Source organism: Paenibacillus thermoaerophilus, assembly GCF_005938195.1.
GTDB classification, from domain to species: domain Bacteria; phylum Bacillota; class Bacilli; order Paenibacillales; family Reconciliibacillaceae; genus Paenibacillus_W; species Paenibacillus_W thermoaerophilus.
The window spans coordinates 149,244-163,247 of sequence record NZ_VCQZ01000004.1 but is presented as its reverse complement, the minus strand read 5'-3'; the positions used below and the strand labels follow the sequence as shown (position 1 = coordinate 163,247).

The 14,004-nt window shown below is 60.0% G+C and carries 17 protein-coding genes; 3 read left to right on the top strand and 14 right to left on the bottom strand.

Annotated elements, in window-relative coordinates; genetic code table 11:
- Nucleotides 1-64: 64 nt before the first annotated feature.
- Complete coding sequence (locus tag FE781_RS04810) at nt 65-673, top strand: superoxide dismutase (protein ID WP_138788460.1); 609 nt, start codon at nt 65-67, stop codon at nt 671-673.
- Between the two features lie 76 nt (nt 674-749).
- Here FE781_RS04810 and mutY read toward each other — a convergent pair whose 3' ends face one another.
- The 5 genes from mutY to acpS form a co-directional block, all read right to left on the bottom strand.
- Nucleotides 750-2,021, bottom strand: coding sequence for an A/G-specific adenine glycosylase (gene mutY / locus FE781_RS04805; protein ID WP_425464971.1), 1,272 nt, complete (start codon nt 2,019-2,021; stop codon nt 750-752).
- The gene (locus tag FE781_RS04800; RefSeq protein WP_138788459.1) at nt 2,018-2,443 is read right to left on the bottom strand and encodes a hypothetical protein; all 426 of its coding nucleotides are present in this window, start codon (nt 2,441-2,443) and stop codon (nt 2,018-2,020) included. The genes mutY and FE781_RS04800 overlap by 4 nt, the downstream gene beginning before the upstream one ends.
- Before the next feature lie 207 nt (nt 2,444-2,650).
- Entirely contained in the window at nt 2,651-2,977 is a 327-nt protein-coding gene (locus FE781_RS04795; protein ID WP_138788458.1) for a hypothetical protein, read from the bottom strand.
- Nucleotides 2,978-2,992: 15 nt separating this feature from the next.
- Nucleotides 2,993-3,247 (bottom strand): hypothetical protein, encoded by a 255-nt coding sequence (locus FE781_RS04790; protein ID WP_138788457.1) that lies wholly within the window; start codon nt 3,245-3,247, stop codon nt 2,993-2,995.
- Nucleotides 3,248-3,362: 115 nt separating this feature from the next.
- Nucleotides 3,363-3,764, bottom strand: a complete 402-nt coding sequence (gene acpS, locus FE781_RS04785; protein ID WP_138788456.1) for a holo-ACP synthase — start codon at nt 3,762-3,764, stop codon at nt 3,363-3,365.
- Nucleotides 3,765-4,006: 242 nt separating this feature from the next.
- Here acpS and FE781_RS04780 point away from each other — a divergent pair, with 242 nt between their 5' ends.
- Nucleotides 4,007-4,939 carry a cation diffusion facilitator family transporter gene (locus FE781_RS04780; RefSeq protein WP_138788455.1) on the top strand — a complete coding sequence of 311 codons (933 nt, stop codon included), beginning with the start codon at nt 4,007-4,009 and terminating at the stop codon, nt 4,937-4,939.
- Nucleotides 4,940-5,002: 63 nt separating this feature from the next.
- On the opposite strand, the gene nadE is transcribed toward FE781_RS04780, so the two are convergent.
- From nadE to FE781_RS17395, 4 genes are all read right to left on the bottom strand, one after another.
- A complete protein-coding gene (gene nadE, locus FE781_RS04775) occupies nt 5,003-5,812 on the bottom strand; it encodes an ammonia-dependent NAD(+) synthetase (RefSeq protein WP_138788508.1) in 810 nt (269 codons plus the stop codon).
- Between the two features lie 177 nt (nt 5,813-5,989).
- Nucleotides 5,990-6,427, bottom strand: coding sequence for a BrxA/BrxB family bacilliredoxin (locus tag FE781_RS04770; RefSeq protein WP_138788454.1), 438 nt, complete (start codon nt 6,425-6,427; stop codon nt 5,990-5,992).
- A gap of 118 nt (nt 6,428-6,545) precedes the next feature.
- Nucleotides 6,546-6,971 carry a DUF3905 domain-containing protein gene (locus FE781_RS04765; protein ID WP_138788453.1) on the bottom strand — a complete coding sequence of 142 codons (426 nt, stop codon included), beginning with the start codon at nt 6,969-6,971 and terminating at the stop codon, nt 6,546-6,548.
- Between the two features lie 13 nt (nt 6,972-6,984).
- Nucleotides 6,985-7,128, bottom strand: a complete 144-nt coding sequence (locus tag FE781_RS17395; RefSeq protein WP_170209414.1) for a hypothetical protein — start codon at nt 7,126-7,128, stop codon at nt 6,985-6,987.
- Between the two features lie 183 nt (nt 7,129-7,311).
- Here FE781_RS17395 and FE781_RS04760 point away from each other — a divergent pair, with 183 nt between their 5' ends.
- The gene (locus FE781_RS04760; protein ID WP_138788452.1) at nt 7,312-8,343 is read left to right on the top strand and encodes a metallophosphoesterase family protein; all 1,032 of its coding nucleotides are present in this window, start codon (nt 7,312-7,314) and stop codon (nt 8,341-8,343) included.
- Between the two features lie 21 nt (nt 8,344-8,364).
- Here FE781_RS04760 and FE781_RS04755 read toward each other — a convergent pair whose 3' ends face one another.
- From FE781_RS04755 to FE781_RS04735, 5 genes are all read right to left on the bottom strand, one after another.
- Nucleotides 8,365-9,312 carry an MTP-1 family protein gene (locus tag FE781_RS04755; RefSeq protein WP_138788451.1) on the bottom strand — a complete coding sequence of 316 codons (948 nt, stop codon included), beginning with the start codon at nt 9,310-9,312 and terminating at the stop codon, nt 8,365-8,367.
- 22 nt (nt 9,313-9,334) lie between these two features.
- Nucleotides 9,335-10,408 (bottom strand): glycoside hydrolase family 130 protein, encoded by a 1,074-nt coding sequence (locus FE781_RS04750; RefSeq protein ID WP_138788450.1) that lies wholly within the window; start codon nt 10,406-10,408, stop codon nt 9,335-9,337.
- 39 nt (nt 10,409-10,447) lie between these two features.
- The gene (locus tag FE781_RS04745) at nt 10,448-11,299 is read right to left on the bottom strand and encodes a carbohydrate ABC transporter permease (RefSeq protein WP_138788449.1); all 852 of its coding nucleotides are present in this window, start codon (nt 11,297-11,299) and stop codon (nt 10,448-10,450) included.
- A 15-nt stretch (nt 11,300-11,314) separates the two neighbouring features.
- Nucleotides 11,315-12,304 (bottom strand): carbohydrate ABC transporter permease, encoded by a 990-nt coding sequence (locus FE781_RS04740; RefSeq protein WP_138788448.1) that lies wholly within the window; start codon nt 12,302-12,304, stop codon nt 11,315-11,317.
- A gap of 76 nt (nt 12,305-12,380) precedes the next feature.
- Nucleotides 12,381-13,685 carry an ABC transporter substrate-binding protein gene (locus FE781_RS04735; RefSeq protein ID WP_138788447.1) on the bottom strand — a complete coding sequence of 435 codons (1,305 nt, stop codon included), beginning with the start codon at nt 13,683-13,685 and terminating at the stop codon, nt 12,381-12,383.
- Between the last annotated feature and the right edge of the window lie 319 nt (nt 13,686-14,004).

The following is a 14,004-nucleotide window of genomic DNA, read 5'->3' as shown; positions in this document are numbered from 1 at the left end:
GATTTGTCCCATCGATTTAGAGATAATAAGGATGAAATCCAAATTGAAACGGAGGATTTTCCCAATGGCTTACCAACTGCCGCAACTGCCTTATGCAGCGAATGCTCTTGAGCCTCATATCGACGAGACGACCATGAACATCCACCACGGCCGTCACCACCAAACGTACGTCAACAACTTGAACGCGGCTCTGGAAGGCCATCCGGAGCTCCAGGCCAAATCCATCGAAGAGTTGATCTCCAACCTCGATGCCGTGCCGGAGAACATCCGCACCGCGGTCCGCAACAACGGCGGCGGCCACGCCAACCACTCGCTGTTCTGGGAAATCCTGAGCCCGAACGGCGGCGGCGCGCCGACCGGCAAGCTGGCTGACGCCATCAACAACGAGCTTGGCGGCTTCGAGAAATTCAAAGAAGAATTCACGAAAGCGGCAACGACCCGCTTCGGCTCCGGCTGGGCTTGGCTGAGCGTGAAAAACGGCAAGCTGGTCATCAGCAGCACGCCGAACCAAGACAGCCCGCTGATGGAAGGCGCTACGCCGATCCTCGGCCTGGATGTTTGGGAGCATGCTTACTACCTGAAATATCAAAACAAACGTCCGGATTACATCAACGCGTTCTGGAACATCGTGAACTGGGACGCCGTCGGCAAACGCTACGAAGCGGCTCTGTAATCCGTGCGCGCAAAAAGCTCCGTTGTTCCGCCCCTGCGGCGGGAACAACGGAGCTTTTTTTGCGCGGACGGACGAGCTACTGCCCGCGAAGCTCGCGGATGATCTTCAGGAAAACGTTCGGGAATGCGTAGCGGTCCAGCTCCGCGAGGGGCACCCATCTCAAGCGGCCGGATTCCCCGGCGGCGGCGGTCTCCGCTTGCGCGGCGTAAGCGCCGGACGGATCGGCCGCGAGCAGCAGCCCCGGCACTCCGAAGCCCGTCCCGGCCTGCGGTTGCGCTTTCCGGCCGGACGGCGGCTCGTACGCGCATCTGTATACGTTCAGATGCCAATGCAGATGGCTGAACACATGCTCGGCCTTTATCGCCAACGCGTAAGGCCGGACCGTCACCTTCTCTTCGTCCGCCAGCTTGGCCGCGAGATCGGCCATGCGCCCCGCTTCCGCCGCGCCGCCGTCCGCTTCCGGCCCGTCGTCCCAGAGAACGTGGGGAAGCTCCCACATGCGGGCAAGCAGCCCCGAATCGGGGCGCTGGCGAATCAGAATGCGGCCGGCAAGGTCGCCTTCCCCTTCGATCCAGGCGACGGACCGGTGCTCGGGCCTCGGCGCCTTCGCTTTCGTCTTGATCGGCAGCGATTCTTCTTCGCCCGCCAGACGCCCGGCGCAATGCTCCATGACGGGGCAGACCAAACAGTACGGCGACTTCGGCGTACAGACGGTCGCTCCCAGCTCCATCAGCGCCTGGTTGAAATCTCCCGCCGATCCTTCGGGGATCAGCGCCTTCGCCAGCTTCTCCATCCGGACGCGGGCGGCCGGCTTCGCGATATCCTCATGGATGCGAAAATGCCTTGACAACACCCTCATGACGTTGCCGTCGACCGCAGGCTCGGGCATGTCGTACGCGATGCTGAGCACCGCCCCCGTCGTATACGGGCCGACACCCTTCAAGGAAGCGAAAGCCTCGCGGTCGGCAGGGACGCGGCCGTCGAACCGGTCGCACAGCTCGCGGGCCGCCGCCTGGAGGTTGCGCGCCCGGGAATAATAGCCGAGCCCTTCCCACAGCTTGAGCACCTCGCCTTCCGGAGCTTCGGCGAGCGCCTTCGCCGTCGGGAACCGTTCCATGAACCGGCGCCAGTACGGAATAACCGTATCCACCCGCGTCTGCTGCAGCATCACCTCGGATACCCAGATGGCGTACGGATCGCGGGTCCGCCTCCACGGCAAATCCCTCTTATGGATGCGGTACCAGGCCAGCAGCCGTTCGGAGAACGCGGACATGCGCTCCTTCGTGGCCTCCGCGAACATATCCGCCACGCTCGGTTCCGCTCCGGCCGTTCTGGTCCGGCGGCTCATGATTCCCCGCCTCCCCGTTCGAGCGTCAGGCCCAGCACGGGCGACAGGCGCACGGCCAGCGTCCCCCCGCCCGCCAGGCGAAAGCGCAGAGCCACTTCCTCCACGGCCGTCCCTTCATCGTCCCGCATCCATGTATCCGACACGGTTCCGGCATCCGCCACCGTCATTCCTCCGAGCTCGACGCGGGGATACCCGTCCGCGTACCAGACGGCCGAGAGCCGGTTGCCGGAGCCGATCTCCAGCACAAGCGAATCCCGGAGCCCGGCGCGGTCCCATACGTCGGGGGTCAACATGCCGACGGCAAGAGTTCCGTCCCTGTACTCCAGAAGAATATGTGAATATCCTTCCTCATCGGGGACAAGCCGCTCGCCGAACAATTCCTCCATATATCCGCCCAGCGAAAATCGCTGTTCCGTTGTCATAAGCCATCCTCCCGCCATTTCTTCGCTTCGCAACAAAAAACCGCTCCTCTATTATAAAGGAACGGTTTGTCCTTGCGCCAATTGCGCGGGGTTAAACGTTATGCGATCATCGGACGGCTCGTCCGCCGCGCTTCCGCAGGCGACGGCGGCCGCCTTGGCCGGCGACAAGCCGAATCGCCCCATCTCGGCGGCCCGAGCCCGGCAAGCTTATTCGTCCGCCTTCCCGTCTTCCAGGACGCCCATCGATTCGATCGTCCGTTTGGTCTGCTTCGTTCCCAGCTTGTGAATCAGCCCGTATATTTCGCGCAGCGTGTAATCGTACGCGTCGTTGGCCCGATCGTTGTGATAGGGAAGACCAGGGATAAACGCTCTGAAAAAGGACGCATCGTCGGCATCCCACTGATCGTTCATCAACTCTTGCAACTGATCCACTTCGGCGCGGGTCGCGTTAATCTCGAATTCGTACGCGGCGTCGCCTTGTCCTTCGAGCACGGATTTGCCCTGAACCGATACGTAATACCGTTTCCGTTCCATCCCGGCGGTCCCCCCTTACAACGAAGATTTGGCGTATCCGTAGTACCAGTAGAAAAAAGCGCTGAGCAGCGCGACAACAACCACAAAGCCGATATACATCCAGAAAATCGGATTCATCAGCACCTGGTGCTTGACGGCGGCTTCCGATACGCTGTCGATGTCCCGGCGGTGGTTTTTCTGCCTGGCGGCAATCCATGCGGACCACCAGCCCGCGGCGATCAGTACGATGGCGACGCCGACGGTCACCCACGTGAGGAGATTGTTGCCCACGAACCTCGCTCCTTTGCCCGTACGGCGCGTGCCGCGCGGGAGAATGGCTGCTGTGGTTTAGATTGCCGCGCGTGATGGCATCTTATTCGCTTGGCTCCGCAACCGGTCCGCCCCGCTAGACGGCGGCCCGCTCGACGATCGCCACCGCAGCGGCGAACGTGTCGCTATGCGACAAGCTGACATGAATGCGCCACGAACCGTCGTCTCCCCAGCCCAACCGAGCCCGGCATGCCGCCGACAGGACGCAGACGGGACGCCCCGCTTCGTCCGCCAGCACCTCGATATCCTGCAGGCCGACGATGCCGCCGATTCCCGTGCCCAACGCCTTGGCGACCGCTTCCTTCGCCGCAAAGCGCCCGGCGACGAATTCGATCCGCCTCCGTCCCTTGCGCGATGCCTCCAGCTCCCGTTCGGCCGGCGTCAGCACGCGCTCGCAGAACCGTTCTCCCGCCGGTCCGTCCAGCATGCCGCGGATTCGAGCCAACTCCACCAAGTCGTTGCCGATGCCTATGATCATACGAACGACGCTCCTTTGTCAGCGAGAAGGATAATCACTTCTGTTATTCATCAAATCTTCATTGGCCAAAAATTGCACATCCGTTTATAATCATCATAAATTAGAATTATTCTAAATAAGGTCATCCGAATCCGAAGCACGGCATCCGGGAGATGCCGCGCCTCGGAGGATGGTTCGATGCCGGTCGGCACGGCGCCGCTTGCCGCGAACGTCCGATCCCGGCAGGAAAGGGGCTGCGTCACATGGGCGATTATCATCATTTGCCGCACTGCAAAAATCAACCGGAATCGAAAAAAACGCTTTGGTTTACGCTTCTATTGACTTTGGCTTTCACCCTTATGGAAATTATCGGCGGGTTGTGGTCGAACTCGCTGGCGCTTTTGTCCGACTCGGCGCATATGATCTCCGACGTGCTGGCGCTCGGGCTTAGCATGCTGGCTTTGCATATGGCGTCCAGACCGTCGAATTCCCGCTTTACGTTCGGCTATCTGCGCTTCGAGATTATCGCGTCGTTCCTGAACGGACTGAGCCTGATCGTTATCGCGCTCGGGATCGCCGTCGAAGGGGTGCGCCGCCTGTTCCGCCCCGAACCGATCGACTTCGGCCTGATGCTGACGGTCGCCTCGATCGGATTGGCCGTCAACATCGCATTAACCGCAGCACTTAGCCGTTCCGCCCGCAAGGAGGGCAATCTGAATCTAAAGAGCGCGCTGTGGCACTTTATCGGCGACTTGATCAGCTCCATCGGCGTCATCGTCTCAGCTCTGCTGATCCGGTTCACGGGCCTGACCTGGTTCGACCCGATCATCAGCTTGGTCATCGGCGGCATCATTATGACGGGCGGCGCGAAAATCGTCCGCGAGTCGTATCTGTACTTGATGGAAGCCGTGCCGGACACGATGAAGCTCGAAGAGATCCGCGCGGACATCGGGCGCGTCGCCGGAGTCCGGGACGTGCACGACATGCATCTGTGGGCCATTTCGACCGATCATTATTCGCTGACGGCTCACGTGTTCGTCGAGGAGAAGGTCCCGCCCTTCCTTATCGTCGGCGCCGTCAACGAGATGCTTCGGGAAAGGTACGGCATCCTGCACGCGACGATCCAGATCGAGCACGCCGCCTTCCACGACCACGGCGAATACGGCAAGAAATTTTTGCAAACCTCCGCGACTTGACCGGAGATCTACAGAAAAAACTGGCGGAATCCCGCTGCTTCGGCGGCTCCGCCAGTTTTTGGATTAGATGCCCGGAATCGGGGAACGCTTGTGCTCCGTCTTCAGATATTGCCGCTCCAGCTTCTCCCGCACCGCCGGATCGATCGCCTTGCCCTCCAGATAGTCGCTGTTCGCTTCGTAGGAGATGCCCAGTTCGCCTTCGTCGGTCTGCCCTTCCCAGAGACCGGCGGTCGGCGCTTTGTCCAGAATCGCGCGCGGCACGCCCAGATACTCGGCAATCTGCCGGATCTGGCGCTTGTTCAGCGAGCTGAGCGGAGTGATGTCCACCGCTCCGTCGCCCCATTTCGTGAAAAAGCCGGTGATCGCCTCCGAAGCGTGGTCCGTGCCGACAACCAGCAGGTTCAAGTCGAACGCAAGCGCGTATTGCGCCACCATCCGGGTGCGGGCTTTGATGTTGCCTTTCGCTTCCTTGCTGATATGGCGGTGAATCCCCAGCGATTTGTAGCCGTGCTCCACCTCAAGAGCGATCTCGTCCACCGCATCCTGAATATTCGTCTCCACGCGATGCTTCAGCTTGAACGTATCGGCCACCGCATAGCTGTCCTGAATATCCGCCTGCTCGCCATACGGCTGGAATACGCCGACAGTCCAATAGTCCCGGCCGGTCTCCTCGCTCAGCTCGTCCGTCGACAGCTTGCACAGTCCCGTCGCAACGGCGCTGTCGATGCCGCCGCTGATGGCGATCAGCAAACCGGACGCCTTCGCTTGCTTCACGTACGATTTGAGGAAATCGACCCTTCTGCGAACTTCCTCCGCCGGATCGATCACCGGCTTCACGCCGAACCGCGCGATAATCTCCTGCTGCAGGCTCATGCTCTCTCCATCCTTCCCCGATATCGGTCTCATGTCAGCTTCTATACCATCTATCATACCACTGACGAGGCTCCGGTAAAATGCCGTTTTGCGGACGCGCCATAACAAAACACCTTCCTGCCCGCAAGCGGCGGGAGGAAGGTGCGGAGCATCGGCTTACGGGCGCTTGCCCGGGAATCAGTTGCGGCAGAAGCGGTCGAAGGCGTCGGTCAGATCCTTGGCGATCTCGTCGGCCGAACGGTTCTCGATCTGATGGCGCTCGATCATATGAACGAGCTCGCCGTCCTTCAGCAGCGCGATGGACGGAGACGACGGCGGATACGGAGCGAAGTATTCGCGTGCTTTCGCCGTGGCTTCCTTATCCTGGCCGGCGAACACCGTGAACAGATGATCCGGCAAAATATCGTGCTGCAGAGCCTTGGCCACGCCGGGACGGCATTGGCCCGCCGCGCAGCCGCAGACGCTGTTGACCACGACAAGCGCGGTTCCTTTGGCGGCTTCGAAATTCTCCACGACTTCCTCCGGCGTGCGCAGCTCCTTGATCCCCAAGCGGGTCAATTCGTCCCGCATCGGCTGCACCATATCGCGCATGTATTGTTCAAAAGACATCGACATGTTCGATTCCTCCTCGATTCAAAGGTAAAACGCGAGTTTGTGTTCATTATACACCTTAAGCCCCGGGGAGCAAAGCGAACGCAAAAGAGCGCCCGCCAACGCGAGCGCCCCGCCTGCTTTATGATTCGTCTTTGCCGTTGTCCGCCCGATAGGCGCCGTAAGCCGTGTTTTTGTCGGGATGCATAAACATCGCCCCCGGCTGTCCCGGCGGAATTCCTTGCTCGAACAGTTCGCGGTTTTCCGCCGATGAGAAACCGACGTCCTTGAAGGGATGAACCCATCCCTCCCCCGCCATCACAGCGGGATCGGTGTCGCGGCTCCACTGCTCCAGCGGCGAATTCGGCGACTCGTAATCGCGGTCTCCGATCACGACGCCATAGGAGTTGACGAACGGCCCTTGCGGCCCGCGCCCCTCCCGGAATTCCGGCCGAAATTCCAGCTCGTACGGGTCCAACGACGGGTCGTCCCGCGTCTTGGCCGGCCGCACACCCTTGTAGCCGTCATCCGGTATATCCGGAACTTGATCCTCACGTTGCCCGGTCATAACGGTTCACTCCTCAGGTTGACGGACGGTTCGGCCCGTTCAGCTTTTTGTTGATGCCGGCGTCCGCCGCTTCCGTCTCGCGCGCCGCGGCTCCCGAAGCGTTCTGCGCCTGTTGGGCCCGCTGCTCCAGCGAGTCGTTCCGGTTAAGCTTCGCCATGATTCGTGCCTCCTCGTCGGATTGGAAATGTGCGTGATTCTTCCCGATAGTATGGCCGATTCCGGAAGCTTTCATCAGACCGGCGGAGCTCCGCCCGCCACCCTCATGCATAGCCGGGCGGTTGCCGGTTAACGTTAAGGTAGAAATCGCCTGTTCGGAATAAAGGCGAGAGGAGGATTTCCCATGCTCCGCAATCGTCCCGACAGATGGTCCGGCCTGCTTCTGTTCGCGGCGGCAGCGCTGGCCGCGGCCGTGAACTTGTCCGCGTCTGTGCCGCCGCTCGCCGCGCCCGCACCGGCGGAAGCCGTCCCGCCCGCCGGCCCCGCTTCCGCCGCCGACACTCCGCTCCTCACGTTTGCCGTCCTGAGCGACCTGCATGTCAGCGCCCGCCATCCCGAATCGCAGCGGTTGTTCCGGCAAGCGCTGCTGGATTACCGCAGCGTCAAACCTGATCTGGACTTGCTTGTCCTGAACGGCGATCTGACGGAAGGCGCGCCCGAAGACTACCGCGCGCTGAGGCGCATTCTCGGGGAAGTCCCCCATGCGCCGGTTCACGCGGTGATGGGCAATCACGATTTTTACGGAATGTGGCGGCAGCGCGATGGCCATTACGATTATGGAGGACGTCTCTCCCCCGATTGGAGCAGCGGCAAAGCGGTCAGCTTGTTCCAGAGGAGCTTCGGATACGGCGCCCCCTATCATCACGTTTGGCTGCGCGACCGCTTGTTCGTGTTTCTGTCGGGCGAGAGGTACCGCGACGAGGACGGGACGGTAGGCGAAGACGCCTATCTGAGCGAGCGGCAGATGATCTGGCTGAAGCATCGGCTCCATGAACACTCCCACCGCCCGGGGCCGAAGCCGAGGCCCGTATTCGCCTTTATCCATCAGCCTCTGCCCGGCACGGTCGGGGGCAGCTCCGAGCGCGGAATCGTCCAGCACACGGAGCTGCGCAACCTGTTGTCGCGATTTCCCGAATTGATTTTGTTCACGGGACACACCCACCGGCTGGCGGGCGGCGATCAATACGTCCAAGGCCCTTTTGCCATGATCGGATGCTCGTCCGTCCGGCGGGTGAACGGCGCGGACGACAAGCCGGTCGCCGAAGCGCGCAGCGAGAGCCTGTACGCGGAAGTTTATGCCGACCGCACCGTCCTGACGGCCCGGGAGCACGTATCGGGAACATGGATCGGCTCTCCGCGCGTCATCCGTCCGTAAGGCCGGATGGCCCTTCTCCGATCATGTGTCGAATCCGGCAAACGGATCGCGGATCGTGATTTTGTGCGCCTCCGCGTCGCTGACGCCGGCGTACAGCTCGGCGATTCCGCCCGGACGGCGGACGAGCCCGCCGCTGAATACCACATCCTCCAGATCCGGCCGTTTGGAAGGTCCCTGCAGGAAGTTCGCGCGTTCCGCGATGATTTGCATATCGGTGAACGTTTCGGTTTCCGGATCGAATACGAAAACCATCGGGTAATAATGCCGGTTGCCGGCTTCGTCGAAACGCGCGATATGGCCGAGCACACCCAGCAATCCGCTGGACAGCAGATGAATTTCGTTGCAGCCTCCCCATTCGTCGTCCAGAAACTGTCCGTTAAGGAGCGGAGCTTGCGACACGACGTCCGTCGTCAGATCGTCCAACGCGTGAACCCGGGTAAAGCCGATTTTCCCCCTGCCCCCCTTCTCGCCTTGGGGACGCGTGAACACGCCGATCGACCCGTCCCGAAGCTGGACGAGCCGCAGATCCTTCATGAAGTCGGGGCCCTGGAAAAACGGCTCAAGCCGCGTCAGGCCGCTTCCCCTGTAAAATACCGTACGCCAGCCGAGACGTCCTTCCATCGTCGGATGGGGATACGTCTGCACGCCGCCGACGATCAGCTCTCCGGCGATACGCGTATGGAACGGGTCCTGGAGCGAAAAGACGGGCGATCCGTCTCTCATCACCCACTCGCCGCCCCGATTGACGAAAAACCGGATTTCGGAATCCTCGCTGTCCCGGTGTTCCACGCGTCCGGCGATCACCGGCTCCCCTTCGTCCTCGAAAGGAGCCGTAATGTTGTAGACGTCCTTGCCGTTCGTGCCGCCGAACACGATCTTTTCGGCGCCGTACGGCTTCGTTTCGCTTTTCCGGAACGCAGTCAGCAGCTCCTCGCACGATTTCACGCCGCTGTTTTTCAGTTGAGCCATGTGTCGGCCGTCCTCTCCCTGTTCAATTCGTTTTAAGCCGCTTCATTAATAACCGCATATCGATCGTCGCGCGCGCCATCTTATCGTCCGACGCGCCGTAATACATGACGATCCGGTCTCCTTCCCGGATCGCCCCGCAGGCGAAGACGACATGGCGGAAAAAGCCGCTGGTTTCGTATTCGGCTTCGGGCTCCATCAACGGTTCGTCCAGGCGCGCAATGACCCGGCTCGGGTCGTCCAGATCGAGCAGCGCCGCGCCCATGCAATACCGGTGACGGCGATCGGCGCCGTGGTACAGCACGAGCCATCCGTCGTCGGTCTTGATCGGCACGCACCCGGCGCCGATCCGGGCGTTGTCCCACAGCCCCTCGCGCGTTCCCATCAGAAACCGATGGTCTCCCCAGTGAAGCAGATCGGGCGACCGGGCGATCCACATGTCGGGCGAGCCGATGCCGTCGGGCACCGGCCGGTGCAGCATGTAGTAATGCCCTCCGATCCGCTCCGGGAACAAGACGACATCCTTGTTCGTCGGGGCGAGAATGAGCCCTTCCCTGCGGAATTCGGCGAAATCCGACGTTGACGCCAGTCCCACGGCGACGCCCAGGTCGGAAACCGCGCTGTACGCCACATAGTATCGGCCGTCGATCAACGTGATGCGCGGGTCCTCGATGCCCCACCTTTCCATCCGGCCTTCCGGCCGCAAGCCCGGACGGTCGTCGATCGTAAACCTCCGGCCGTCGCGGCTGCGCGCGACGCGCAGATGGGAGATCGACGTGAGGCACACCGTGCCGCCGTTCCGGTTCCGGACGACGCGAGGGTCGCTGAAGTCGAGCTCCGGATCGCGCGTATCCAGCTTTATCGTCGTCATCTCCGAACCCTGCTCATCCAGCGCCGGAACGACTACGTAACGCGAATCGGTCTGGCGCGGACGCTCCGCCACGCGCAACAACAAGACAACCTCGTCTCCGCACACGGCGACGCCGGCATTAAACACGCCGAGCACTTCCCAATCGGGGTGCGACGGCTTCACATCGCCGGGAGTAATCAACGGATTGAGCGAATCCCTCTCCACTATTGTCTCTCTTTGTACAACCATGCCGGTTTCCTCCTATCCTTAAGCCGGCCTTACATGCCGTCAATCCTTGATGCCCGTGAAGGTGATTCCCTCAATGAAGTAACGCTGAGCCGCAAAAAACAACAGGATAACCGGAAGCGCGACCAGCGTGGACATCGCCATCAGATAGTTCCACTGGGGAGCTTCGTTGACGCCGCCCATGAAGAAATACATGCCGACGTTCATCGTGTACAAGTTCATATCCGTCAAATAAATAAGCGGCCCGAGAAAATCGTTCCAGTAACCCCGAAAGGCGAAGATCGCGACCGCCAGCAGAGCCGGCCGAATTTGCGGCAGCATAATGTGGAAAAACGTCTGGAACGTATTCGCCCCGTCGATCTCCGCCGAGTCGTCCAGCTCTCTCGGGATCGTCATGAAAAACTGCCTGAGCAAAAAGATGTAAAACGGTCCCCAGGCCGTCCACGCCCGCAGCACAAGCGGATCGAACTGCCCGACAAGCCCCAGCTTCTGCCAGATCAGAAACGTCGGGATTAACGTAACATGGAAGGGCAGCATCATCGTAGCGAGCAGCACGATGAAAATGATGTCGCTGCCGGGAAAGCGAAACCGCGCGAACCCGTACGCGACGATTGTCGCACTGACCATCTCCGCCACCAGCCCCAGGACAACGATAAACAACGTATTGAACAAATACCGGTTGAAGGGCATCGCCGTCCAGGCATCCGCGAAGTTGCGCCATACCGGCGGATCGGGAATCCACTTGGGCGGCCACGCGAAGATGTCGCCTTTCGCCTGCAGGGCGGTCGACAGCATCCAGAAGAACGGGACGAGAATGACCGCCGCAAGCAGCGTAGTGATGGCATAAATGACGCCGAGACGGAGCGCCTTCCAATGTTTTGCCGTAATTGTCATGCGTACGCCCCTCCTCTACCGCCGCACGTCCGATTCGTAATGAACCCAGGCCGGCGTTGACCGGAAGACGAGCAGCGTCAGCGCCAGAATGAGGATAAACAGCACCCATGCGATCGCCGAAGCCTCGCCCATGTGCAATTGCGTGAATCCGCGCTCATAGACGAGTTGGTTCATGAATTTGCCCGCCGCGGACGTCGGACGGACAAACATCGCGATCGTAAAGATCTGCAGCGCTCCGATCATGCCCATCACGACCTGAAGCAGGATGACGGGGGAAATCTGCGGCACCGTAATGTGCCAGAACTTCCTGAACGCGCTCGCCCCGTCGATTTCCGCCGCTTCGTACAGCGATCGAGGCACTCCCTGCAGGCCCGCCAGAAAGACGACGGTGTTCGTCCCGAAGACGCCCCAGACACTCATGATGACGAACGCGGGCAGCACGAAGTCCGGGTCGCCGAACCAGTTCGGCTTGCCCCAGCCGAACGTGGTATACACCGGCGACAACGCATAGTTGATGACCCCCGATTCACTGTTGAACATCCACCGCCACAGCAGCGCGACCGCCACCTCCGGCAGCACGGCGGGCAAAAAATAAATGGTGCGGTAAATGCCGATGCCCTTGATCTTATTGTTCAGCAGCATCGCCACCAGCAGCGCGCCCAAAACCCCGATCGGCAGGGACAACGCGGCATACAGCAGCGTAATGCGAACGGACGGCCAAAACTCGATATCGTTGGTGAACAGCTTGATGTAGTTGTCCAGGCCGACCCAGACCGTCTTCCCGAACAGACTCGACCGGGTGAAGCTCAAATACAACGAGTCGAGCAGCGGGTATACCGTAAACAGGACGAACCCGGTCAACCATGGCGAAATAAGCGCCAGTCCCATCGCTTGCTTCCGTTTCCAGCCGATTTTGCGGAAAACGGCGTACAACGCCGCGGCGACCGCAAACAACATCACGGGCACAAGCATCCATCGGACGAGCGTCGCCGTATAATGATCCATGCCGCTGCATCTCCTTTCCCCGTTCTGTTTAGCCGCCGGCGGGAGGCGGGCGCGCCTCCCGCCGGCAGCGGACGGGTTATTTCAAGGCATTTTCGAGCAGCGGCTTCACTTTCGGAATCAACTGCTCCGGATCGGCCCCGGCGTTGACGATCGGGTCCATCAGTTGGGTCCAGAAAACGTTGTCCCAGTTCGGATAATTTTGGAAATACCGATACGGTCTCGCATATTGCATGGAAGCGATAATGGCCTCCAGAGAATGAGCTTTCTTCGGATGAAGCTCCTGCAGCGTCTTGAGATCGGCCAGCGACTTCCGCGGCGGCATGATCTTCCAATGGTGGATGGCATCCGTCAGATCAAGCAGCGCTTCGAACGCGGCGTCCGCGTGTTTGGTTTTCGCGTTGATGCCCATGCCCAGAATGTCGCCGAACGTGGCGCGCACGCCAGACGGACCGGCCGGCACCATATACGCTTGCACGTTCTCCACAGTGGAATCCAGGTTGTCCGCCGCGCCTCCCATGAACATCGCCACTTGGCCGTTCCGGAACATCTGGTCGAAGCCGCGGTCGCGAATGATTTGCTGGGACGGCGTAACCGGACCTTTGATCAGGTCGGCGTAGAACTTGAACGCCCGGATCGCTTCAGGCGAATCGATCGGCGACGATTTGAGGTCTTCCGAGATAACCTCGCCGCCGTTTTGCCAGATGAACATTTGCACAGGCGGCCAACCGTTGACGGTAAAGCCCCACTGAACGATGTTGTTTCTGTCGAATCCGGGTTCGCCGGCATGCTTGCCGGAGCTGTCCTTGGTTAATTTCGTCGCCGCGTCGAGGAATTGGTCCCACGTCCAGGTTTCGTCCGGATACTTGATTCCCGCCTTGTCGAACAGCGACTTGTTCACATACATCATGACCGGCTGCTGCAGCCACGGCAGTCCGTAAATTTTGCCGTTATGCGTAAACGGCTGCAAGGACGATTCGTAGTAGTCGTCCGTCTTGCCCGCCGGATGGCTGGAGCCTTTCAACCGGTCCGTAATGTCAAGCAGCGCTCCTTCGGCGGAGAATTGAGCCGCGCGCTGCGCGCTGATCCAGAACAGATCGGGACCCGAATCGCCCGAGAGCTGCGTGATCAGCCGCGTATCGTATTCCGCCGGATTGGAGTCCTGCACGATTTCGTAACGGGTCGACTTCGCGTTCAGTTTGTCAAGGATGGCTTGCAGCTCCTTGGCCTCGTCGGCGCCCGCCCAAGTAGACAGCCGGATTTTGACTTTTTCGGCAGTAGTCGGGCTTGCGCTCGGTTGAGACGCGTCGTCACCGGAACATGCCGACAACACGAGGAAAAGCAGAAAAACAACGGTCGTGATTAACGAAACACGTTTTTTCATTGGTAACTCCCCCTGTAGCATGTTGTTTTTGAAAACGGACAAAATAACCAACAGCCTTTGCGGATTCCGGACTCTCATCCCCCTTCTTGCGTGACAAGCGTGACAAGAATGACAATTAGGTGAAAATTAGGATTACATAAAATCTGTCACGTTACTACAACCCTTACAATTACATTATTGCCTCATCAAAATTCGTTGTCAAGACGTTGCAAGCGGCGCTGCCTTAATTATATATCTATATTATTTATAGAAGGATTGCATTTACTTTTTCACTTTTACGGGGTATAGTATTTTTGTAACGTTACAAAATGCAAGAGAG

Bases quoted from the DNA above. Each gene is read 5' to 3' on its own strand.
- FE781_RS04810 (WP_138788460.1), top strand. From the start codon at position 65: ATGGCTTACCAACTGCCGCAACTGCCTTATGCAGCGAATGCTCTTGAG.
- mutY (WP_425464971.1), bottom strand. From the start codon at position 2,021: ATGAGCCGCCGGACCAGAACGGCCGGAGCGGAACCGAGCGTGGCGGAT.
- FE781_RS04800 (WP_138788459.1), bottom strand. From the start codon at position 2,443: ATGACAACGGAACAGCGATTTTCGCTGGGCGGATATATGGAGGAATTG.
- FE781_RS04795 (WP_138788458.1), bottom strand. From the start codon at position 2,977: ATGGAACGGAAACGGTATTACGTATCGGTTCAGGGCAAATCCGTGCTC.
- acpS (WP_138788456.1), bottom strand. From the start codon at position 3,764: ATGATCATAGGCATCGGCAACGACTTGGTGGAGTTGGCTCGAATCCGC.
- FE781_RS04780 (WP_138788455.1), top strand. From the start codon at position 4,007: ATGGGCGATTATCATCATTTGCCGCACTGCAAAAATCAACCGGAATCG.
- nadE (WP_138788508.1), bottom strand. From the start codon at position 5,812: ATGAGCCTGCAGCAGGAGATTATCGCGCGGTTCGGCGTGAAGCCGGTG.
- FE781_RS04770 (WP_138788454.1), bottom strand. From the start codon at position 6,427: ATGTCGATGTCTTTTGAACAATACATGCGCGATATGGTGCAGCCGATG.
- FE781_RS04765 (WP_138788453.1), bottom strand. From the start codon at position 6,971: ATGACCGGGCAACGTGAGGATCAAGTTCCGGATATACCGGATGACGGC.
- FE781_RS17395 (WP_170209414.1), bottom strand. From the start codon at position 7,128: ATGGCGAAGCTTAACCGGAACGACTCGCTGGAGCAGCGGGCCCAACAG.
- FE781_RS04760 (WP_138788452.1), top strand. From the start codon at position 7,312: ATGCTCCGCAATCGTCCCGACAGATGGTCCGGCCTGCTTCTGTTCGCG.
- FE781_RS04755 (WP_138788451.1), bottom strand. From the start codon at position 9,312: ATGGCTCAACTGAAAAACAGCGGCGTGAAATCGTGCGAGGAGCTGCTG.
- FE781_RS04750 (WP_138788450.1), bottom strand. From the start codon at position 10,408: ATGGTTGTACAAAGAGAGACAATAGTGGAGAGGGATTCGCTCAATCCG.
- FE781_RS04745 (WP_138788449.1), bottom strand. From the start codon at position 11,299: ATGACAATTACGGCAAAACATTGGAAGGCGCTCCGTCTCGGCGTCATT.
- FE781_RS04740 (WP_138788448.1), bottom strand. From the start codon at position 12,304: ATGGATCATTATACGGCGACGCTCGTCCGATGGATGCTTGTGCCCGTG.
- FE781_RS04735 (WP_138788447.1), bottom strand. From the start codon at position 13,685: ATGAAAAAACGTGTTTCGTTAATCACGACCGTTGTTTTTCTGCTTTTC.